16 protein-coding genes are annotated in these 18152 nt (G+C 72.2%); 7 read left to right on the forward strand and 9 right to left on the reverse strand.

Annotated elements, in window-relative coordinates; all coding sequences use genetic code 11:
• Positions 1-5: 5 nt before the first annotated feature.
• Positions 6-842, reverse strand: a complete 837-nt coding sequence (gene ppgK, locus AOM02_RS09045; protein ID WP_062298825.1) for a polyphosphate--glucose phosphotransferase — start codon at positions 840-842, stop codon at positions 6-8.
• A complete protein-coding gene (map, locus tag AOM02_RS09050) occupies positions 839-1720 on the reverse strand; it encodes a type I methionyl aminopeptidase (RefSeq protein ID WP_062298826.1) in 882 nt (293 codons plus the stop codon). Before map ends, ppgK begins: the two co-directional genes overlap by 4 nt.
• Before the next feature lie 31 nt (positions 1721-1751).
• Between map and AOM02_RS09055 the strand changes: the two genes are divergently transcribed.
• Both AOM02_RS09055 and AOM02_RS09060 read left to right on the forward strand, forming a co-directional pair.
• Positions 1752-1952, forward strand: coding sequence for a hypothetical protein (locus tag AOM02_RS09055; RefSeq protein ID WP_062298881.1), 201 nt, complete (start codon positions 1752-1754; stop codon positions 1950-1952).
• Positions 1953-1993: 41 nt separating this feature from the next.
• Positions 1994-2941, forward strand: coding sequence for a DUF1214 domain-containing protein (locus tag AOM02_RS09060; RefSeq protein ID WP_062298827.1), 948 nt, complete (start codon positions 1994-1996; stop codon positions 2939-2941).
• Here AOM02_RS09060 and AOM02_RS09065 read toward each other — a convergent pair.
• The 4 genes from AOM02_RS09065 to AOM02_RS09080 form a co-directional block, all read right to left on the reverse strand.
• The gene (locus AOM02_RS09065; protein WP_062298828.1) at positions 2922-3398 is read right to left on the reverse strand and encodes a hypothetical protein; all 477 of its coding nucleotides are present in this window, start codon (positions 3396-3398) and stop codon (positions 2922-2924) included. The genes AOM02_RS09060 and AOM02_RS09065 overlap by 20 nt on opposite strands.
• A gap of 10 nt (positions 3399-3408) precedes the next feature.
• Positions 3409-4260: an NAD-dependent epimerase/dehydratase family protein gene (locus AOM02_RS09070; RefSeq protein ID WP_062298829.1), complete on the reverse strand. Its 852-nt coding sequence runs from the start codon at positions 4258-4260 to the stop codon at positions 3409-3411.
• Positions 4261-4264: 4 nt separating this feature from the next.
• Positions 4265-5071, reverse strand: coding sequence for a 3-methyl-2-oxobutanoate hydroxymethyltransferase (gene panB, locus AOM02_RS09075; protein ID WP_062298830.1), 807 nt, complete (start codon positions 5069-5071; stop codon positions 4265-4267).
• A 284-nt stretch (positions 5072-5355) separates the two neighbouring features.
• The gene (locus AOM02_RS09080; protein ID WP_062298831.1) at positions 5356-6990 is read right to left on the reverse strand and encodes an NAD+ synthase; all 1635 of its coding nucleotides are present in this window, start codon (positions 6988-6990) and stop codon (positions 5356-5358) included.
• 74 nt (positions 6991-7064) lie between these two features.
• On the opposite strand from AOM02_RS09080, the gene AOM02_RS09085 reads away from it, so the two are divergent.
• From AOM02_RS09085 to AOM02_RS09095, 3 genes are read left to right on the forward strand one after another with little or no spacing between them, the layout of a single operon-like run.
• On the forward strand, positions 7065-8399 hold the full coding sequence (locus AOM02_RS09085; RefSeq protein WP_062298832.1) for a glutamine synthetase family protein: 1335 nt from the start codon (positions 7065-7067) through the stop codon (positions 8397-8399).
• Positions 8400-8409: 10 nt separating this feature from the next.
• Positions 8410-11409, forward strand: a complete 3000-nt coding sequence (locus AOM02_RS09090; RefSeq protein WP_062298833.1) for a bifunctional [glutamine synthetase] adenylyltransferase/[glutamine synthetase]-adenylyl-L-tyrosine phosphorylase — start codon at positions 8410-8412, stop codon at positions 11407-11409.
• Positions 11406-12281 carry a hypothetical protein gene (locus AOM02_RS09095; protein ID WP_062298834.1) on the forward strand — a complete coding sequence of 292 codons (876 nt, stop codon included), beginning with the start codon at positions 11406-11408 and terminating at the stop codon, positions 12279-12281. Before AOM02_RS09090 ends, AOM02_RS09095 begins: the two co-directional genes overlap by 4 nt.
• 161 nt (positions 12282-12442) lie before the next feature.
• On the opposite strand, the gene AOM02_RS09100 is transcribed toward AOM02_RS09095, so the two are convergent.
• The 3 genes from AOM02_RS09100 to AOM02_RS09110 form a co-directional block, all read right to left on the reverse strand.
• Positions 12443-13351, reverse strand: a complete 909-nt coding sequence (locus AOM02_RS09100) for a carbohydrate kinase family protein (RefSeq protein WP_062298835.1) — start codon at positions 13349-13351, stop codon at positions 12443-12445.
• Entirely contained in the window at positions 13344-14375 is a 1032-nt protein-coding gene (locus AOM02_RS09105; protein ID WP_062298836.1) for a LacI family DNA-binding transcriptional regulator, read from the reverse strand. Before AOM02_RS09105 ends, AOM02_RS09100 begins: the two co-directional genes overlap by 8 nt.
• Positions 14376-14445: 70 nt before the next feature.
• On the reverse strand, positions 14446-16104 hold the full coding sequence (locus tag AOM02_RS09110; protein ID WP_062298837.1) for a glycoside hydrolase family 13 protein: 1659 nt from the start codon (positions 16102-16104) through the stop codon (positions 14446-14448).
• A gap of 202 nt (positions 16105-16306) precedes the next feature.
• On the opposite strand from AOM02_RS09110, the gene AOM02_RS09115 reads away from it, so the two are divergent.
• Together AOM02_RS09115 and AOM02_RS09120 are read left to right on the forward strand one after the other, a co-directional pair.
• A complete protein-coding gene (locus AOM02_RS09115; RefSeq protein ID WP_082104992.1) occupies positions 16307-17038 on the forward strand; it encodes a GTP cyclohydrolase II in 732 nt (243 codons plus the stop codon).
• A 73-nt stretch (positions 17039-17111) separates the two neighbouring features.
• Positions 17112-18146 carry a T6SS phospholipase effector Tle1-like catalytic domain-containing protein gene (locus AOM02_RS09120; RefSeq protein WP_062298838.1) on the forward strand — a complete coding sequence of 345 codons (1035 nt, stop codon included), beginning with the start codon at positions 17112-17114 and terminating at the stop codon, positions 18144-18146.
• Positions 18147-18152: the final 6 nt, after the last annotated feature.

Consider the following 18152-nt stretch of genomic DNA (forward strand, 5'->3'; position numbering starts at 1 on the left):
TGGGCTCAGGCCTTGGAGCTCGCCTTCTCGGCGGCCTTCTCCTGCTTCTTGCTGGCCTTCTCGGCGGCCTTCTCCTCCTCGCGCTCCCGCTTCGCCTCGGCGGCGGCCGCGGCGGCGGCACCGACGATGCCTGCGCCGTTGAGCAGCTCGGCCGGGACGATCGGGGCGCGCAGGCGCAGCTTGGGCAGGAACATGTGGTGCGACTTCGAGACGCCGCCGCCCACGATGAAGAGGTCGGGCCAGAACAGCCGCTCGATCTCCGAGTAGTACGTCTGCAGCTGCTCGATCCACTGGTCCCAGTCGTAGCCGTAGCGGTCGCGCGCGGACTCGGCGGCGCGGTCCTCGGCGTCGTGGCCGTCGATGATGAGGTGCCCGAGCTCGAGGTTCGGCACGAGCGTGCCGTCGACGATCATCGCGGTGCCGATGCCGGTGCCCAGGGTCGTCATGAAGATCGACCCGCTCCGGCCGTTCGCGGCGCCGAACTTGTACTCGCCGTAGCCCGCGGCGTCCGCGTCGTTGAGGACGTGCACGTCGTGGCCTGCGTAGTCGCGGATGATCGCGCGCAAGTCCGTGCCGATCCACGAGTCGTCGACGTTGGCCGCGGTCTTGACGATGCCGTGCTGGACCACGCCGGGGAAGGCCACGCCGATGGGTACCTTCTTGGACGGGTTGAACTTGGCGATCACCTTCGCGACGGTGCGCGCGATCGCATCCGGGGTCGACGGCTGGGGCGTCGGGATCCGGTAGCGGTCGTCGGTGAACTTGCCGTTCTTGAGGTTGACGGGTGCGGCCTTGATGCCGGTGCCGCCGATGTCGACGCCGATCGCGATGTTCTTGGTCATGGCAGCGTGAGGACCTCCGGTCCGGTCTCCGTGATGACGATGGTGTGCTCGAACTGCGCGACCCACGAGCCGTCGTCGGTGACGACCGTCCAGCCGTCCTTCCACTCGTGGTTCTCCTCCGAGCCCATGCACAGCATCGGCTCGACGGTGAAGACCATCCCGACCTCGATGACGTCGTCGTGGTACGGCGCGGCGTCGTAGTGGGGGATGACCAGGCCGGTGTGGAACGCGGGTCCCACGCCGTGTCCGGTGTAGCTGCGGACGGACTCGAAGCCGTGGCGCGCCGCGAACTTCTCGATGACGCGGCCGATGACGTTGACCTCGCGGCCCGGCTGCGCCGCCTTGATGCCGCGCATCATCGCCTCGTGGGTCACCTCGACGAGCTTGACCGCCTCGGGCGAGCCCTCGCCCGCGATGAACGAGCCGCAGTTGTCACCGTGGACGCCGTTCTTGAAGGCCGTGATGTCGACCTTGACGATGTCGCCCTCCTCGACCACGGTCGAGTCCGGGATGCCGTGGCAGATGACCTCGTTGACCGAGGTGCACAGCGACTTCGGGAAGGCCGGCCGGCCGGCGGCGCCCGGGTAACCCAGGGTGGACGGGTACGCGTCGTGGTCGAGGACGAACTCGTGGCCGATGCGGTCCAGCTCGTCCGTGGTGACACCGGGGACCACGTGGCGGCCCACCTCCGCGAGGGCCTGCGCGGCGATCCGAGCGCTGATGCGGATCTTCTCGATGGTCTCGGCATCGTGGACGTCGCCGCCGCCCCACGTGGAGGCGCGCTTGCGGCCCACGTACTCCGGCCGTGCGATCGAGGCGGGCACTTCGAGGATGGAGGACACGGCGCCCTTGGTGATGCTCTCGCGTACGGGGCTCATGCCTGGCAGTCTATTCACGGAGGCGATGCCGATGTCACCCGAGAGCGACCAGCCGGTCGAGTACTTCTTCAACACCCGGACCAAGATGGTGGAGAAGGGGCGCCAGTCCTCGTGGGAGCACCTCCTGGGTCCGTATCCCTCCTACGAGGAGGCGGCCGGCGCGCTCGAGATCGCGAAGGCGCGCAACGAGCAGTGGGAGGACGACGACGACCGTTGGCGGAACGAGTCGTAGGCCCCGCGTCGGTGGATCCGCCTCAACGAGGAGGCACTGTCATGGCGATCCGAGTGAACGTCGACACCTTCGTGCGCGCCGAGACCGACCGCATGTTCGCGGACATCCAGCGCGGCGCCGGCGGGCTGGGGGTGCTGATGCACCATCGCGCGCCCACGCCGATCGACCAGCAGACCGTCATCCGCATGAACCGCGACACCCTCTACAGCTTCGGGGTCGTCGACCTCGCGAGCCCGGTCACGCTCACCCTGCCGGACGCGGGCGCCCGGTACCTGTCCGCGATGATCGTGAGCAACGACCACCACATCCCCGTGATCCTGCACGATGCGGGGGAGCACGTCCTCGACGAGGCGACGGTGGGGACCCGGTACGCCCTGGTCGCGCTGCGGATCCTGGTGGACCCCGCCGACGCCGCCGACGTCGCCGCGGTCGGCGCGCTCCAGGACCACGTGTCGCTGTCGGGCGGCGGAGGTGAGCCGTTCGTCTACCCCGACTACGACGGCGAGAGCCTCGACGCGACCCGCGCCGCGCTCCTCGCCCTCGCCGCGGGGCTGAGCAACTACACGGGCGCGTTCGGCCGGGCCGGGGAGGTCGACCCGATCCACCACCTCATCGGCACCGCGTCGGGCTGGGGCGGGCTGCCCACGAGCGAGGCCGTCTACGTGTCCCTCGCGCCGGACGATGCGACCGTCGACCACGAGATCGTGCTCGCCGACGTGCCCGTCGACGCGTTCTGGTCCATCTCCGTCTACAACGGCGACGGCTTCTTCGAGCCCAACGCCTACGACCGGTACACGGTCAACAGCGTCACCGCGACGCCGGACGATGCGGGGGCCGTGGTGGTGCGCCTGGTGCACGGCGAGCCCGCGGGGCCGAACGACGTCCCGCTGCCCGAGGCCTGGGGGATCGTGCTGCGGCTCTACCGGCCGCGGCCCGAGATCGTGGACGGGACCTGGGAGGCGCCGGCGCTCACGCCGCTGGAGGGATGACCTCTTCCGCGGTGCGACGCGGCGGCAGGCGGTCGATCCACGCGCCCCCGAAGCCCGCGATCGAGGCGAAGGCGTGGACGATCGCCAGCCACAGGGCGAACACGAAGCCGAGGATGCCCAGCCCTGACTCCGGATAGTCCCAGCTCACGACGACGATCGCCGCGACGAGCTCGACGGCGGCCGCGACGAGACCCGCGACCGAGGTGCGCCAGGACGCGCGTGGTCGGGCGGCCACGACGGTGAGGACCACGACCGCCGCCATCGCGGCGAGCAGCAGCGCGAGCCACGGCGCCGCCGTCTCCAGACCCGTCGCGTTGCCAAGCCAGCCGCGGTTCCTCGACTCCGCGAAGCCCTGCGCCGCCTGCACCAGCAGCACCCACAGCACCGCGCCGGCGGATGCGGCGACCCACGCGCCGGCGCGTGCCGCACGCCCGGTGACCGCCGCATCGTCCCTCATACGAGGGAAGTTACACGTGGTGGCGCCAGGAGTGTTGAGGCTCGTAGCCGAGCAGGCGGCGCGCCTTGTCGATGCTGAGCATCGTCTCGTGCTCGCCGAGCTCCTTGACCACCGGGACGCCGGGGAACTCCGCGGCCGCCAGGTCCGCCGAGGCGCGCGACATCACCGTGTCGGCGTTCGCGACGATGAAGCGGTCGAAGCCGCGCGGCTCGTAGTCGAGCGCCCTCGCCACCGCCTGCGCGCCGTCGCGGCCGTCGATGTAGCCCCAGAGGTTCCACCGGCGGGCCTGGGGGTCCTCGTCGAAGGCCGGGAAGGCGGCGTAGTCCTCGATGTCCATGACGTTGGAGAAGCGCAGCGCGATGATCTTGAGCGCGGGGTCCCAGCGGCACAGCTGGATCGCCATCTGCTCCTCGAGGTGCTTCACCAGGGAGTAGTTCGACTCCGGGCGCGCGTCGTACTCCTCGTCGACGGGGATGTACGGCGGGGGAGTCTCGAACGGCAGGCCCAGCACGGTCTCGGACGAGGCGTAGACGACATTCGTGATGCCGGCACGGCGCGCGCCCTGGAACACGTTGAACGTCGCGAGCATGTTGTTCTGGAACGTCGCCGTGTCCGTCATCTGGCCCGGCGCGGGGAGAGCCGCGAGGTGGACCACGGCGTCGACGCTCCCGTAGCGGTCCTGGACGCCGAACATCGCGTCCATGGCCTGGCCCGCGTCCGCGAGGTCGATGCGCGTGTAGTCCATCGCGGGGGCGATGGGCTTGGCGTCGAGGCGGTGGACCTGGTGGCCGTCCTCGCGCAGGCGCGCGACGACGTGACGGCCGAGCTTGCCCTCGGACCCGGTGACGACGATCGAGGCCATGGGCTCAGGACTCGAACGTGTGCTCGGCGGCGGGGAACGTCACGGCCTTGACCTCATCGACGTACGCGGATGATGCGTCGATCATGGCCTGGCCCACCGTGCCGAACTGCTTCGAGAAGCGCGGGTGCCACTCGCCGACGCCGGCCATGTCGAGCCACACCAGGACCTGGCCGTCCGTGTCCGGGCCCGCGCCGATGCCGATGGTGGGGATGTCGAGCGCCTCGGTCACGGCCTTCGCGGCGGGCGCGATCACCATCTCGAGGACGACGGCGAAGGCGCCGGCCTCCTGGAGCGCGAGCGCGTCCGCGACGAGGTCCTCGATGCCGTGCTCGCCGCGGCCCTGGATGCGGCGGCCGCCCAGCGCGGTCTCGGACTGTGGGGTGAAGCCGAGGTGGCCGCAGAACGGGATGCCCGCATCGGTCACCGCCTTGACCTGGCGGGCGATGCGGCGGCCGCCCTCGAACTTGATCGCGTGCGCGCCCGAGAGCTTGACCATGCGGATCGACGACTCGACGGCCTGCTCGGGGGAGACCTCGTAGGACCCGAAGGGGAGGTCGGCGACCACGAACGCGTGCTCGGCGCCGCGCACCACGGCGCGGGCGAACGGGATCATCTCGTCGAGAGTCAGCGGGACCGTCGACTCCATGCCCAGCATGTTGTCGCCCAGGGAGTCGCCCACGAGGAGGATGTCCGCGCCGCCGGCGTCGAACGCGCGGGCGGTGGGGAAGTCGTAGGCCGTCAGCATGGCGATCTTCTCGCCCCGCTGCTTCATCTCCTTGAAGTGGTGGATCCTGACCTTCTTGCGGCTCATGGCTCCACTGTCTCACGCGGCATGACGCGGCTGCGACGCCAGCGATACCGCTGGTGGTGCGCTTCATCGCGGTTCAGGGGTCCCCGGTACCGCTGGTGGTGCGGCGGCCGGCTTGAGGCCGGGGATCGTGTCGGTGGCCGGGGCGGACCGGCCACCTACCGCCATCTCCGCACGCGACCGTCGCTCAGTTCCCCGCAGGAGTCCCAAACCTTCGGAAACCGTCGCTGAGTTCCCCGCACCGCGCAGGACGGGGCGGAGCCCGGCGGGGCGAGGGCAAGGAGGCCCTACTCCACCCAGCGGCTCGTGATCGGCAGCCGCCGGTCACGGCCAAAGGCGAGCGCCGTCACCTTGGGACCCGGCGGGTACTGGCGACGCTTCCACTCGGCGCGGTCGACCAGCGACAGCACCTTGTCGACCACGGCCGCGTCGAAGCCGCGCGCGAGCAGCTCCTCGCGGCCCTCGGCGTGCTCCACGTAGGCGTCGAGCACCTGGTCGAGCAGCTCGTAGTCGGGCAGCGAGTCGCTGTCACGCTGGTCGGGGCGCAGCTCCGCGGACGGCTCCTTGTCGATCGAGCTCTGCGGGATCGGCTCCACCTCGCCACGGGAGCGCGCGAACGCGTTGCGCCACCGCGACAGCTCCCACACGCGGGTCTTGTCGAGGTCCTTGATGGGGGCGAAGGCGCCGACGGCGTCGCCGTAGACGGTCGAGTAGCCGACCGCGAGCTCCGACTTGTTGCCGGTCGCGAGCGTGAACACGCCCTCGGAGTTCGAGATCCCCATGAGGATCATGCCGCGCACGCGCGCCTGGATGTTCTCGGCCGCCACCGCGGACAGGTCCATCTGCTGCTCGAAGGCCTCGACCATCGGCATGATGTGCTGCACCCGGTAGTCGGCGCCGATGCGGTGCGCCAGGTCCATCGCGTCGTCCCGCGAGTGCGGCGACGAGTAGCGCGAGGGCATCGAGACGCCGATGACGTTCTCGCCGCCCAGCGCATCGGCCGCGATGGCCGCGACGAGCGCGGAGTCGATGCCGCCCGACAGCCCGAGCACCACCTTGGACATCCCGCTCTTCAGCACGTAGTCGCGCAGGCCGGTCACGCAGGCCCAGTAGGTCTGCTCGTCGAGGGACTCGTCGGGCGCGATCCCGGACGGCGCTGCGGGCACACCGGCCTCGGGCACGTCCCAGATCATGAGCGCGTCGGTGAAGCCCGGCGCGGAGGCCACGACCTCGCCCTCGGCGGACACGATGAACGAGTGGCCGTCGAAGACCAGGTCGTCCTGCCCGCCCCACATGTTGACGTAGGCGAGCGGCGCGCCCACCTCGCGGGCGCGCCTGGCGGCGAGCTCGACGCGCGTGTGACCCTTGCCCTCCTCGAACGGTGAGCCGTTGAGCACCACCAGCAGGCGCAGGTCGCTCCCCGACAGCGCGGCGACGGTGCCGCCCTCCTGCCAGATGTCCTCGCAGATCGCGAGGCCCACCGGGGACGATGCGGCGGAGACCACGCAGGCCTCCTTGCCGGCGGCGAAGATACGGCGCTCGTCGAAGACGCCGTAGTTGGGCAGGTGGTGCTTGTTGTAGCGGGCGACGACGTCCCCGCCGGACAGCACGACCGCCTGGTTGAACGGCATCCCGCCCTCGGACACCCCGAGCGTGCCGAGGATCACCATGAGCTCGCCGAGGCCCTCCGCGGCGAGCGTGGCCGCGATGTCGTCGACGGACCGTGCGGCGGCGCGCTGGAAGCTCTCGCGCAGCGCGAGATCCTCGATCGGGTAGCCGGTCGTGGTCATCTCGGGGAACGCCACGACGTGCGCGCCGAGCGCGTGCGCGGCGCGGCAGCGGTCGAGGATGAGGGCGGCGTTACCTGCGATGTCGCCCACGCAGGTGTTGATCTGGGCGAGCGCGATGCGAAGGTCGGACATGGGTCCAGCGTAGGGCGCGCGGCGCGCCTCACCAGGACACACGTTCGTCACATGGATGGGGCAGGATAGGCCGCATGGACAAGCAGCAGGAATATGTGCTCCGCAGCGTCGAGGAGCGCGACATCCGGTTCATCCGCCTCTGGTTCACCGACGTGCTCGGGATCCTGAAGTCGGTGGCGATCGCTCCGGCGGAGCTCGAGAACGCGTTCGCGGAGGGCATCGGCTTCGACGGCTCCGCGGTCGAGGGCCTCACGCGCGTCTACGAGGCGGACATGATCGCCAAGCCCGACCCGGCGACGTTCCAGATCCTGCCGTGGCGCGGCGAGCGCCAGGGCGCGGCCCGCATGTTCTGCGACATCTTCACGCCCGACGGCGAGCCCGCGCTCTCGGACCCGCGCCAGGTCCTCAAGCGCACGCTCGACAAGGCGTCGGCGCAGGGGTTCAGCTTCTACACGCACCCCGAGATCGAGTTCTACCTGTTCAAGCAGTTCGAGAGCGGGCAGCAGCCGGTCCCCGTCGACCGCGCCGGCTACTTCGACAACGTGCCGCGCGGCACCGCGCACAACTTCCGCCGCGAGGCGATCACGATGCTCGAGAACATGGGCATCTCGGTCGAGTTCAGCCACCACGAGGCGGGCCCCGGCCAGAACGAGATCGACCTGCGCTACGCGGACGCGCTCACCACCGCGGACAACGTCATGACGTTCCGCACGGTCATCAAGGAGGTGGCGCTCGAGCAGGGCGTGTTCGCCTCGTTCATGCCCAAGCCGCTCTTCGAGGCGCCCGGCTCGGGCATGCACACCCACATGAGCCTGTTCGAGGGCGACCGCAACGCGTTCCACGAGCCCAGCGGCGAGATGGGCCTGTCGCTCGTCGCCCGCCAGTTCATGGCCGGCCTGCTCCGGCACGCGCCGGAGATCACCGCGATCACCAACCAGTACGTCAACTCGTACAAGCGCCTGTGGGGCGGCGCGGAGGCGCCGTCGTACGTGTGCTGGGGCTCGAACAACCGTTCCGCGCTCGTCCGCGTGCCGGTCCACAAGCCCGGCAAGGGCCAGTCGGCGCGCGTCGAGTACCGCGCCATGGACTCCGCGGCGAACCCGTACCTCGCGTTCTCCGTCCTGCTGGCCGCGGGCCTGAAGGGCATCGAGGAGGGCCTCGAGCTGCCCGAGGGCGCCGAGGACGACGTGTGGGAGCTATCCAACGCCGAGCGTCGCGCGATGGGCTACGAGCCGCTGCCGACCTCGCTCGCCGAGGCGATCACCGAGATGGAGCGCTCCGAGCTCGTCGCGGAGACGTTGGGGGAGCGCGTGTTCGACTTCGTGCTGCGCAACAAGCGTGCCGAGTGGGAGTCCTACCGCGCCCAGGTCACGCCATACGAGCTCGACACCTACCTCTCGGTCCTCTAGAAGGGGCGCCATGAGCGCGCGCGAGGTCTCCTTCACCACGCTGCTGCGGCGTGCGGGTGCCGCCGACCCCACGCGGGCGGCGGGGCTCGTCGAGGAGATCCAGGAGATCGTCGGGATCGAGTTCCAGGACCCCGCGACGCTGGTGTCGTACCTGGCGGACCCCGACGCCGGCCTGCTCCAGCTCGTCCGCCTCGCGGAGGCGGCGCGCGACGCGGGCCACGTCGACACCCTCCGCGGGCTCGCCGCCACGGAGGCCGGCGCCAAGCTGGGCGTCCTGCTGGGCGGCTCGCTCGCGCTCGGCGACTTCCTCATCCGCCACCCCGAGCTGCTCGGTGACTTCGAGGCATGGGCGGACGCGCCGCCCTTCCCCGAGATCGACGTGCGGGCGGCGCTCCTCGAGGCCGTCGGCGCCGACCCCGCGGACGATGCGCCGGTCGCCGCGATCGGCGGCGCCGAGGGGCAGCGCGCCATGAGGGTGGCGTACCGCCGCGCGCTCATGCGCGTCGCCTCCGAGGACCTCTACTCGCACGCGCCGCCCACGCTCATGCCCGCGGTCGGGGCCGCGCTCGCGGACCTCGCCGGCGCCGCGCTCGAGGCCGGCCTCGCGATCGCGCGCCACGACGAGCCGGACCACGCCGCAACGCGCCTCGCGATCATCGCGATGGGCAAGTGCGGGGCGCGCGAGCTCAACTACGTGTCCGACGTCGACGTCATCTACGTCGCCGAGCCCGCCGAGGGCGTCGAGGACGACCGCTCGCTGCGCGTCGCCACCCGGCTCGCGGTCGCCGCCGCGAAGACCTGCTCGGGGATGGGCGTCGAGCCCGCGCTGTGGGAGGTCGACCCGAACCTGCGTCCCGAGGGACGTGACGGGCCGCTCGTGCGCAACGTGTCCGCGCATCGTGCCTACTACGAGAGGTGGGCGGAGACCTGGGAGTTCCAGGCGCTGCTCAAGGCGCGACCCGTCGCCGGCGACCCCGAGGTGGGCGAGCGCTACATCGAGGCGATGTGGCCCATGGTGTGGAGCGCGGTCGAGCGCGACGGCTTCGTCGAGTCCGCGCAGGCGATGCGCCGCCGCGTCGAGCAGCACGTCCCGGCCGCCGAGGCGGACCGCCAGATCAAGCTGGGTCCCGGCGGCCTGCGCGACGTCGAGTTCACCATCCAGATGCTGCAGCTGGTGCACGGCCGCGCCGACGAGTCGCTGCGCGTGCGCGGCACGCTCGACGCGCTCGCGCGGCTGCGCGCCGGCGGGTACGTCGGCCGCCCGCAGGCCGCGACGATGGACCGGTCGTACCGCCAGCTCCGCGTGTGGGAGCACCGGCTGCAGATGCGCAAGCTCACCCGCACCCACCTCATGCCCGAGGGGGACCAGGAGCGTCGCGTGCTCGCGCGCGCGTCCGGCTTCGCGACGGTGCACTACATGGACGAGGTGTGGACGGACATCCGCCGCGACGTGCGCGCGATGCACCTCGAGATGTTCTACCGGCCCATCCTCCCGGTAGTCGCGCGGCTGTCCGCCGACGAGGCGCGGCTGGACGATGCGGCGGCCCGGGCCCGCCTCGCGGCGGTGGGCTTCGTCGACCCGGCGGGCGCCTACCGGCACATCCAGGCGCTCACCGAGGGCGTGTCCCGGTCGGCGGCGATCCAGCGTCAGCTCATGCCGGCGATGATCGGCTGGTTCGCGCAGGGCGCGGACCCGGACGCGGGCCTGCTCGCGTTCCGTCAGCTGTCCGAGCAGCTCTCGAGCTCGCAGTGGTACCTCAAGCTGCTGCGCGACTCCGCCACGGCGGCCGAGCGACTGGCGCGGCTGCTGTCGACCTCCGGCTACGTGGCGCGGGCGCTGCTCGCCTCGGGCGAGGCGGTGACGTGGCTCGACCGCGACGAGGACCTCGTGCCGCGCGCCTACGACCGGCTGTGGGGCGAGGCCGACGCGGTACTGCGCCGCTCGAACGACCCGCCGCAGGCGATCACGGCGCTGCGCGGTCTGCGCCGGCGCGAGCTGTCGCGCGTCGCGGCGGCGGACGTGCTCGGCATGATCAACGCCTCGCGCGCCGCGCTCGCGGTGTCGCACGCGGCCGACATGGTGATCGAGGGCGCGCTGCGCATCGCCCAGCACCAGGTGCGGGAGGCCCGCGGCCTCGACGCGCTCCCCATCCGCTTCGCGGTGATCGCGATGGGCCGCTACGGCGGGCTCGAGATGGGCTACCAGTCCGACGCGGACGTGCAGTTCGTGTGGGACGGCGACACCAAGGACGGCCAGGCGATCGCGGTGCAGATCGCGCAGGAGCTGCGCACCCTCCTGCAGAAGGTGGGGCCGCAGCCGCCGCTCGAGATCGACGCCGACCTGCGCCCCGAGGGTCGCAACGGGCCGCTGGCGCGCTCGCTCGCCTCGTGCACCGAGTACTACGGCCGCTGGGCGGACCCGTGGGAGGCGCAGGCGCTGCTGCGCGCCCGCCCCTGCGCCGGCGACACCGACCTGCGCGAGGCGTTCGTGCGCATGATCGACGGGGTCCGCTACCCGGAGCGGCTGCCCGACGGCGCCCTCAAGCAGATGCGTCTGCTCAAGGCCCGCATGGAGGCCGAGCGGCTGCCGCGCGGCATCGACCCGCGCCGCCACCTCAAGCTCGGACCCGGCGGGCTGTCCGACGTCGAGTGGGTGGTGCAGCTGACGCAGCTCCGGCACGGTCACGCCCACCCCGAGCTGCGCACCACCATCACGCTGGAGGCGCTCGCCGCCGCCGCGGACCTCGACCTCATCTCGCGTCCGGACGCGACGCAGCTGCGCTCCGCCTGGGTGCTCGCGACGGACCTGCGCGGCGCCCTCGCGCTGCGCGGCAACGTGCGCGACACGGACGTGCTGCCGGGCGACGTGCGCGAGCTCGGCGTGCTCGCGGGGATCCTGGGCAGCAGCCTGACCGGCTCGCAGCTCGACGAGCGCTACTCGCGCAACGCCCGCCGCGCCCGCGGGGTCACCGAGCGGCTGTTCTTCGGCTGGGACGAGGACGCCCGGTGAGCGCGCTGCGGACCGTGCTGTCCGCCCTCCTCATCATCCTCGGCGGCTCGCTCATCGCGCTGTGGGCGGTGAGCGGCGTCGTGGTGAAGGCTGTCGAGGACGGCACCGCGGTGCAGGGCATCGCCGAGCGGGCGCTCGCGAACGACGTGATCGTCGACGCGGTCGGCACCGCGATCGCGGACGGCACGCTCGACGCGCTCGCCGACGCCGGCCTCGACCTGTCGATCCTCGGCCTCGACGACGTCGTCCGCAACGCGATCGAGGGCGCGGCGCGCACGCGCGACTTCCGCGAGGCGGTCCTCGACCAGGTGGACGATGCGCACGGCCAGCTCGCGGCCGAGCTCACCGCGGAGGACAGGGACCCGGGACCGCTCGTCATCGAGATCGACGCGTCCGCGTACGTCAACGGGCAGATCGACCAGATCCCCGTGGTGGGGGAGCGTGCGCCCGAGGTGACGATCGCCCCGGTGCCCGTCGAGGTCATGGACGCCGACACGTTCGACGACGTCCGCACCGGCTACCGCCTCATGGAGCTCGCGGAGCGGTGGGCGCTGTGGGCCGGGATCGCGCTCATCCTGGTCGGGCTCGTGGTGACGCACCGCACCCGCTGGTTCATGGCGAAGGCGGGGCTCGCGGTCGGGGTCATCGCCGGCGGCCTGTGGCTCGCGCTGCGGTGGTGGGGAGTCGACGGTATCGCCGCGGTGCTGCCCGGCGGCGCGGAGGGCACGGCCGGCAGCGCGCTGATCCGCATCGTGAGCGAGGACACGGTGGCGATGCTCGAGGACCGGCTGAGCGTCGTCGCGCTCGTGGCCTTCGCGGTGGCGGCGGTGTTCCTCGTGGTCGCGCTGGTGGCCCGCCCGCGGGCGGCGTAACGCGGCAGCTCCAACCCGCCCGCCCCAACCCTCGCCCCAGGTTCGCAAGTCACACATCTGACGCCGGGTGTGCGCGCGATCGTGCGGCGGTGCGGAGCCACCGGTCGCCAGATGTGTGACTTGCGGTGGTGGGGGTCGGTGGTGGGGTCCGCGGCGGCGGGCTACGGCCGCGGCGCGCGCGGGGCGTCGAGCAGCGGGGACAGCTGGCGGCTCGTGATCGCGCGGACCGCCTGCGCGGACCCCGCCTCGAGCGCCTCCCACAGCGCGTCGCCGGTGAGCGCGGCGGCGCCTCCCACGCGCAGCGCGTGCGACATCACGCCGGCGGCGAAGGCGTCGCCGGCGCCGTTGGGGTCGACCACGTCGACCTTGGGCGCCTCGACCCGCGCGAAGGACCCGTCCGGGCCGACGGCGATCGCACCCCGCGCGCCCAGCGTGCAGACCGCGAGCGTCTTGCCGTCGGCGACGAGGCCGCGCAGGTACGTGGACGGTGCGTCGATCCGGTCGCCGTTCATCAGCACCACGTCCGCGGCCTCGAGGAAGGGCCGATGGAAGGCCTCCTCGCCGTCGTAGTCGTGGAGGTCCACCCACACCTCGTGCGCGAGCGCGGACACCTCGGGGATGAGGCGGCGCGACAGCTCGGACAGGTCGAGGAAGACGGCGCGGGCCTGCGCGAGAGCCTCCCGCGCGGTGGCGCGGGCACGCCGCAGCTCCTCCTCGGGGATCGCGCCGGCGGCCTGGAGGTAGATGGACACGCGCTCGCCCCGCGCGGACATGAGGTTGAGGTGGCGCTCGCTCGGCCCGTCGGTGCGGACGGCGCGCAGATCGATGCCGCAGCCGCGCAGGGCGTCCATGAGGCCCTCGCCCGTCGCATCGTCCCCCTGCGTGGTGAGGAGCATGGTGGCGACGCCGCGATCGACCAGGTGGAGCGCCTTGCCTGCGGACGTGCCGCCGAGCGCGGTGGTCGTGGAGCGTGCGAAGACGGTGTGCGGCTCGGGGCGCGGGAGCTCGTCGAGCAGGACGATCTGGTTCTCGCTCGTGGGGCCCACGACGAGCACGTCGACGTCAGTCATGGTGGCCCGGCGCGACGGCGGTGGAGCGGCGCACGGTGAGGTCGTAGGGGAGCTCGCGCGCGGTGTGCTCGTGCGGGCCCTGGGGGCGCAGCTCAGCGAGCAGCAGCTCGGCGGCCAGGCGGCCCTGCTCGACGGGCCGCTGGTCGACGGTGGTGAGGCCGAAGAACGTGCCCAGCTCGTGCCCGTCGATGCCGATCACCGAGAGGTCCTCGGGCACGCGCAGCCCGAGCGAGCGAGCGGCGAGGATCGCGCCGATCGCCATCTCGTCCGACGCCGCGAAGATCGCGGTGGGCCGGCGGCGCGGGTCGCCGAGGATCTGCAGCGCCGCCTGGTGGCCGCCCTCGATGGTGAAGTCGCCGTCCAGGCGCAGCGCCGGGTCGAGCTCGATGCCGGCCGCGGTGAGCGCGTCCTCGTAGCCCTGGCGGCGGCGGGCCGGCAGGTGGAAGTCGAGGTTGAAGCCCTCGGAGCCGCCGATGAACGCGATGCGCCGGTGACCGAGCGACGTGAGGTGGGAGGTGGCGAGGTTCGCGACGGCGCGGTCGTCGAGGCTCAGCGTGGTAACGCCGCGCAGCGGGCCGCCGAGGCCGACCATCGGCTTGCCGAGGTCGTGGATCCGGTCGAGCTCCTCGTCGGTGAGCTCGAGCGACACCGCGATGAACGCGTCGACGCGCTTGCGGCCCAGGAACTCGGAGAACAGGCGACGGCGCCGCTCGGGATGCCGGTCGGTGTCCTCGAGGTGGTAGAGCGTGAGGTCGTAGCCCGCGTCGGCGAGCGCGCGGTGGGCGCCCTTGAGCACGCTCGCGTAGTACCAGCTGCCCAGGTAGGGCATCACGATGCCGACGTTCCGGGTGCGGCCGGAGGCGAGGGACGATGCGGTGGCGGAGGCGACGTAGCCGAGCTCCCGGGCGGCCTCCTCGACCTTGAGGCGCGTGGACTCCGAGACGGTGGACTTGCCCGCGAGCGCCCGCGAGACGGTCGCGGTCGACACGCCCGCCAGCTCGGCCACCCGCTGGATCGTCGCCACCCTCGGCTCCTTCCGTCCGTGCCGGCCGCCCCGCCTGAGCGAGGCGGCCGCCCGCAATCCTGCGGGAATCCTACTCGGGCACGCGCACCCAGATCGTCGCGTCCTTGGGCAGCATGCCGTCCTCGAGCGCGTGCGAGGAGACGAGCACCTCGCCCTCGACCGGGAACGGCTCGCCGCTCACGTTCGCGACGATGTGGACGTCGCCCACCCGGTGCGCGAGCACGCCCTCGGGGGTCTCGTCCCACGTCACGGCGCCGGCGCCGGTGCCGAGCCCGAGCTCGTGACGCAGGCGCAGCGCCGCGCGGTACATCTCGAGCGTCGAGCCCTCGGTGCCCAGCTGCGCGTCGCGCGCGAGCACCCCGTAGATCTCGGGCTGCGGGAGCCACGCGTCGCCGGTCGGGGAGAAGCCGTACGCGGGCCCGTCGGCCTCCCACGGCAGCGGCACGCGGCAGCCGTCGCGGCCGTAGCGCTCGCCCTCGGTGCGGTGCCACGTCGGGTCCTGGCGCGCGTGGCCCGGGATGTCGACGGCCTCGGGCAGGCCGAGCTCCTCGCCCTGGTAGAGGTAGGCGCCGCCGGGCAGCGACAGCATGAGCAGCGAGGCGGCGCGGGCGCGGCGGATGCCCTCGTCGATGTCGGGCAGGCCAGGGGTCTCGGGACCGACGCCGTGACCCTGCGGGGTGTCCTCGCCGAGCGACAGGCGCGTGGCGTGGCGGATCATGTCGTGGTTCGACAGCACCCACGTGGACGGGGCGCCGACCGCGCCGAACGTCGCGATCGAGTCGTCGATGACCGCGCGGAGGGCGGCCGCGTCCCAGCCGGTCTCCATGTAGCCGAAGTTGAAGGTCTGGTGCATCTCGTCGGGACGCACCCAGTTGGCCATGAAGTCGAGCGGGTAGACCCAGGCCTCGGCCGCGAGGATGCGGTCGCCGTCGTACTCGTCGACGATGCGGCGCCAGCGGCGCCACACCTCGTGGACGCCGTCCTGGGCCCAGTACGGCGACTGGGTCGCGGCGCCGCCGCCCATGGAGGCCTCGTCGTCCGCCTGGACGAAGTCGGGCAGGCCGTCGGCCTTGATGAGTCCGTGCGCCACGTCGACGCGGAAGCCGTCGACGCCGCGGTCGAGCCAGAAGCGCAGGACGTCGTCGAACTCGGCGCGGACCTCCTCGAGCTCCCAGTTGAAGTCGGGCTGCGACGAGTCGAAGATGTGCAGGTACCACTGGCCCGGCGTGCCGTCGGCCTCGGTGACGCGGGTCCACATGGGGCCGCCGAAGACGGACTCCCAGTTGTTCGGGGGCAGCTCGCCGTTCTCGCCCTTGCCGTCGCGGAACATGTAGCGCGCGCGCTCGGGGGAGCCGGGCGCGGCCGCGAGCGCCGCCTGGAACCACGGGTGGTCCGAGCTCGAGTGGTTGGGGACGATGTCCGCGACGACGCGCAGGCCGAGCTCGTGCGCGCGGGCCACCATGGCGTCGAAGTCCTCGAGCGTGCCGAACAGCGGGTCGACGTCGCGGAAGTCGGAGACGTCGTAGCCGGCGTCGCGCTGCGGGGAGCGGTAGAAGGGCGACAGCCAGATGGCGTCGACGCCGAGGTCCGCGAGCGAGTCGAGGCGTGCCGTGATGCCACGCAGATCGCCCACGCCGGTGCCGTTCGAGTCCGCGAACGAGCGGGGGTAGATCTGGTAGATGACGGAGGAGCGCCACCACTCCTGGTCGCGTGCGTCGGTGGGGGCCACGGTGTCCTCTCGTTCACATCCGGCCCGGATCTCGGGCACGAAGGAACCCGCGTGCGCGTCGTCGAGCCTCGCGGGGTCCCGCCCAATGTAAGCGGTTGCAGTCTCGCGGCGCAAACCGGCGCGCGGGCGGTGGGAATCGCCGACCCTGGATGGTTGTTGCGTCACCCAACCACGCGCGTGCGCGCCCGCCCGAGGAGGACCGATGACCGCGATCTGCCCCAGCCGCCGCGACGATGCGCGGGCGACTCCCGTGACCGGGCCCGCCGCCGCATCGTCCGACCGCCCGCTCGACCCGCCCGCCGCCGAGGTGCGCACGGCCGTCACCGTGCCGCTGCGCTTCCCCGACGGGTACGCCGCGACCGGGCGCGTGATGACGTTCGACGGGCTCGTCGACGGGCGCGAGCACCTCGCGATCGGCCTGGGCGACTGGGAGGGTGCGCTGGCGCGTGCGGCCGCCGGGGGAGAGGCGCCGCTGGTGCGCCCGCACTCGGAGTGCCTCACCGGGGACGTGCTGGGCTCGGAGCGGTGCGACTGCGGCCCGCAGCTGCGCGAGGCCGTCGAGCGCATCGCCGAGACCGGCGGCCTCCTGCTGTACCTGCGCCAGGAGGGACGCGGCATCGGCCTGTACGCGAAGCTCGACGCGTACGCGCTGCAGGACGCGGGCCTCGACACGTACGAGGCGAACGTCGCGCTCGGCCACGGCGAGGACGAGCGCGACTACGCGCCCGCGTCCCAGATGCTGCGCGCGGTGGGCGCGGACCGCATCCGCCTGCTCAGCAACAACCCGGACAAGGGCGCGCAGCTCGAGCTGCTCGGCGTCGCGGTCGACGAGCGGGTGCCCACCGGCGTCCACGTGACCGACGCGAACGCGCGCTACCTGGCCGCGAAGGTCGAGCACACCGACCACACGATCGCGCTGCCCGACCGCGCCTGAGCGGCCCCACCGGTTGACAGTTCCCCCTGGCAGGCGTCTGCTTGAATGAGGCGCGGTTATCGGGGGAGGCATCGTGGCCAAGCGCATCGTGGTGCTCTGCGACGGCACCTGGAGCAAGCACGACCAGAAGAACCAGACCAACATCGCCAAGCTCGACGATGTGATCCCGGAGGTCGGCGCCGATGGCGTCGTGCAGAAGGTCGGGTACGTCAAGGGCGTCGGCGTCGGCGGGGCGCGCGTGACCCAGCTGCTCGGCGGGGCGTTCGGCTGGGGGCTGTCGGCGAACGTGCGCGAAGGCTACCGGCACATCGTCGAGCACTACGAGCCCGGCGACGACGTCTACCTGTTCGGGTACAGCCGCGGCGCGTACACCGCCCGCAGCCTCGCGGGCTTCATCCGCAATGCCGGCGTGCTCCGTCCCGAGCATCGCGACAAGGTCGACGCGGCGTACCGGCTGTACCGCGACTGGCGGCAGTCGACCGCGCCGACCGGCGAGGAGGCGCAGAGGTTCCGGGACGCGCACTCGTACCCGGACTTCGGCATCCGCTTCATCGGCGTCTTCGACACCGTCGGCTCGCTCGGCATCCCCGGCGTGGACTGGGGCTGGGTGAAGAAGCTCAACGAGCGGTGGAGCTTCCACGACACGGCGCTGTCCTCGACGGTGCGGGCGGCGTTCCAGGCGCTCGCGATCGACGAGCAGCGGAAGACCTTCGCGCCCACGCTGTGGATCGTCCCCGAGGACGCTCCGGACCAGGTGGTCGAGCAGGTGTGGTTCGCCGGTGGCCACGCGAACATCGGCGGAGGCAGCCCGGACCCGGGGCTCTCGGACATCACGCTCCGATGGATGGGCCGGAAGGCGGTGAGCCAGGGCCTCCACATCGACCTGGGCGAGCTGCCGGGGAACGCGCTCAAGGGCAAGATCGGCGTGGGACGCGTGGGCTTCTTCTTCACGCGCTGGCCGCCGTTCGACCGCGAGATCGCGACGAAGGCGCCGTGGGGGCAGACGCTGTCACGGACTGCCCGCGCGCGTTACGACGGGGACGAGCGCTATCGCCCGCCGAAGCTCGGGCCCGCGATCGACGGCGGGATCCCCGACACGGAGGTCTGAGGCGTG

Source organism: Demequina maris (assembly GCF_000971155.1).
Classification (GTDB): Bacteria; Actinomycetota; Actinomycetes; order Actinomycetales; family Demequinaceae; genus Demequina; species Demequina maris.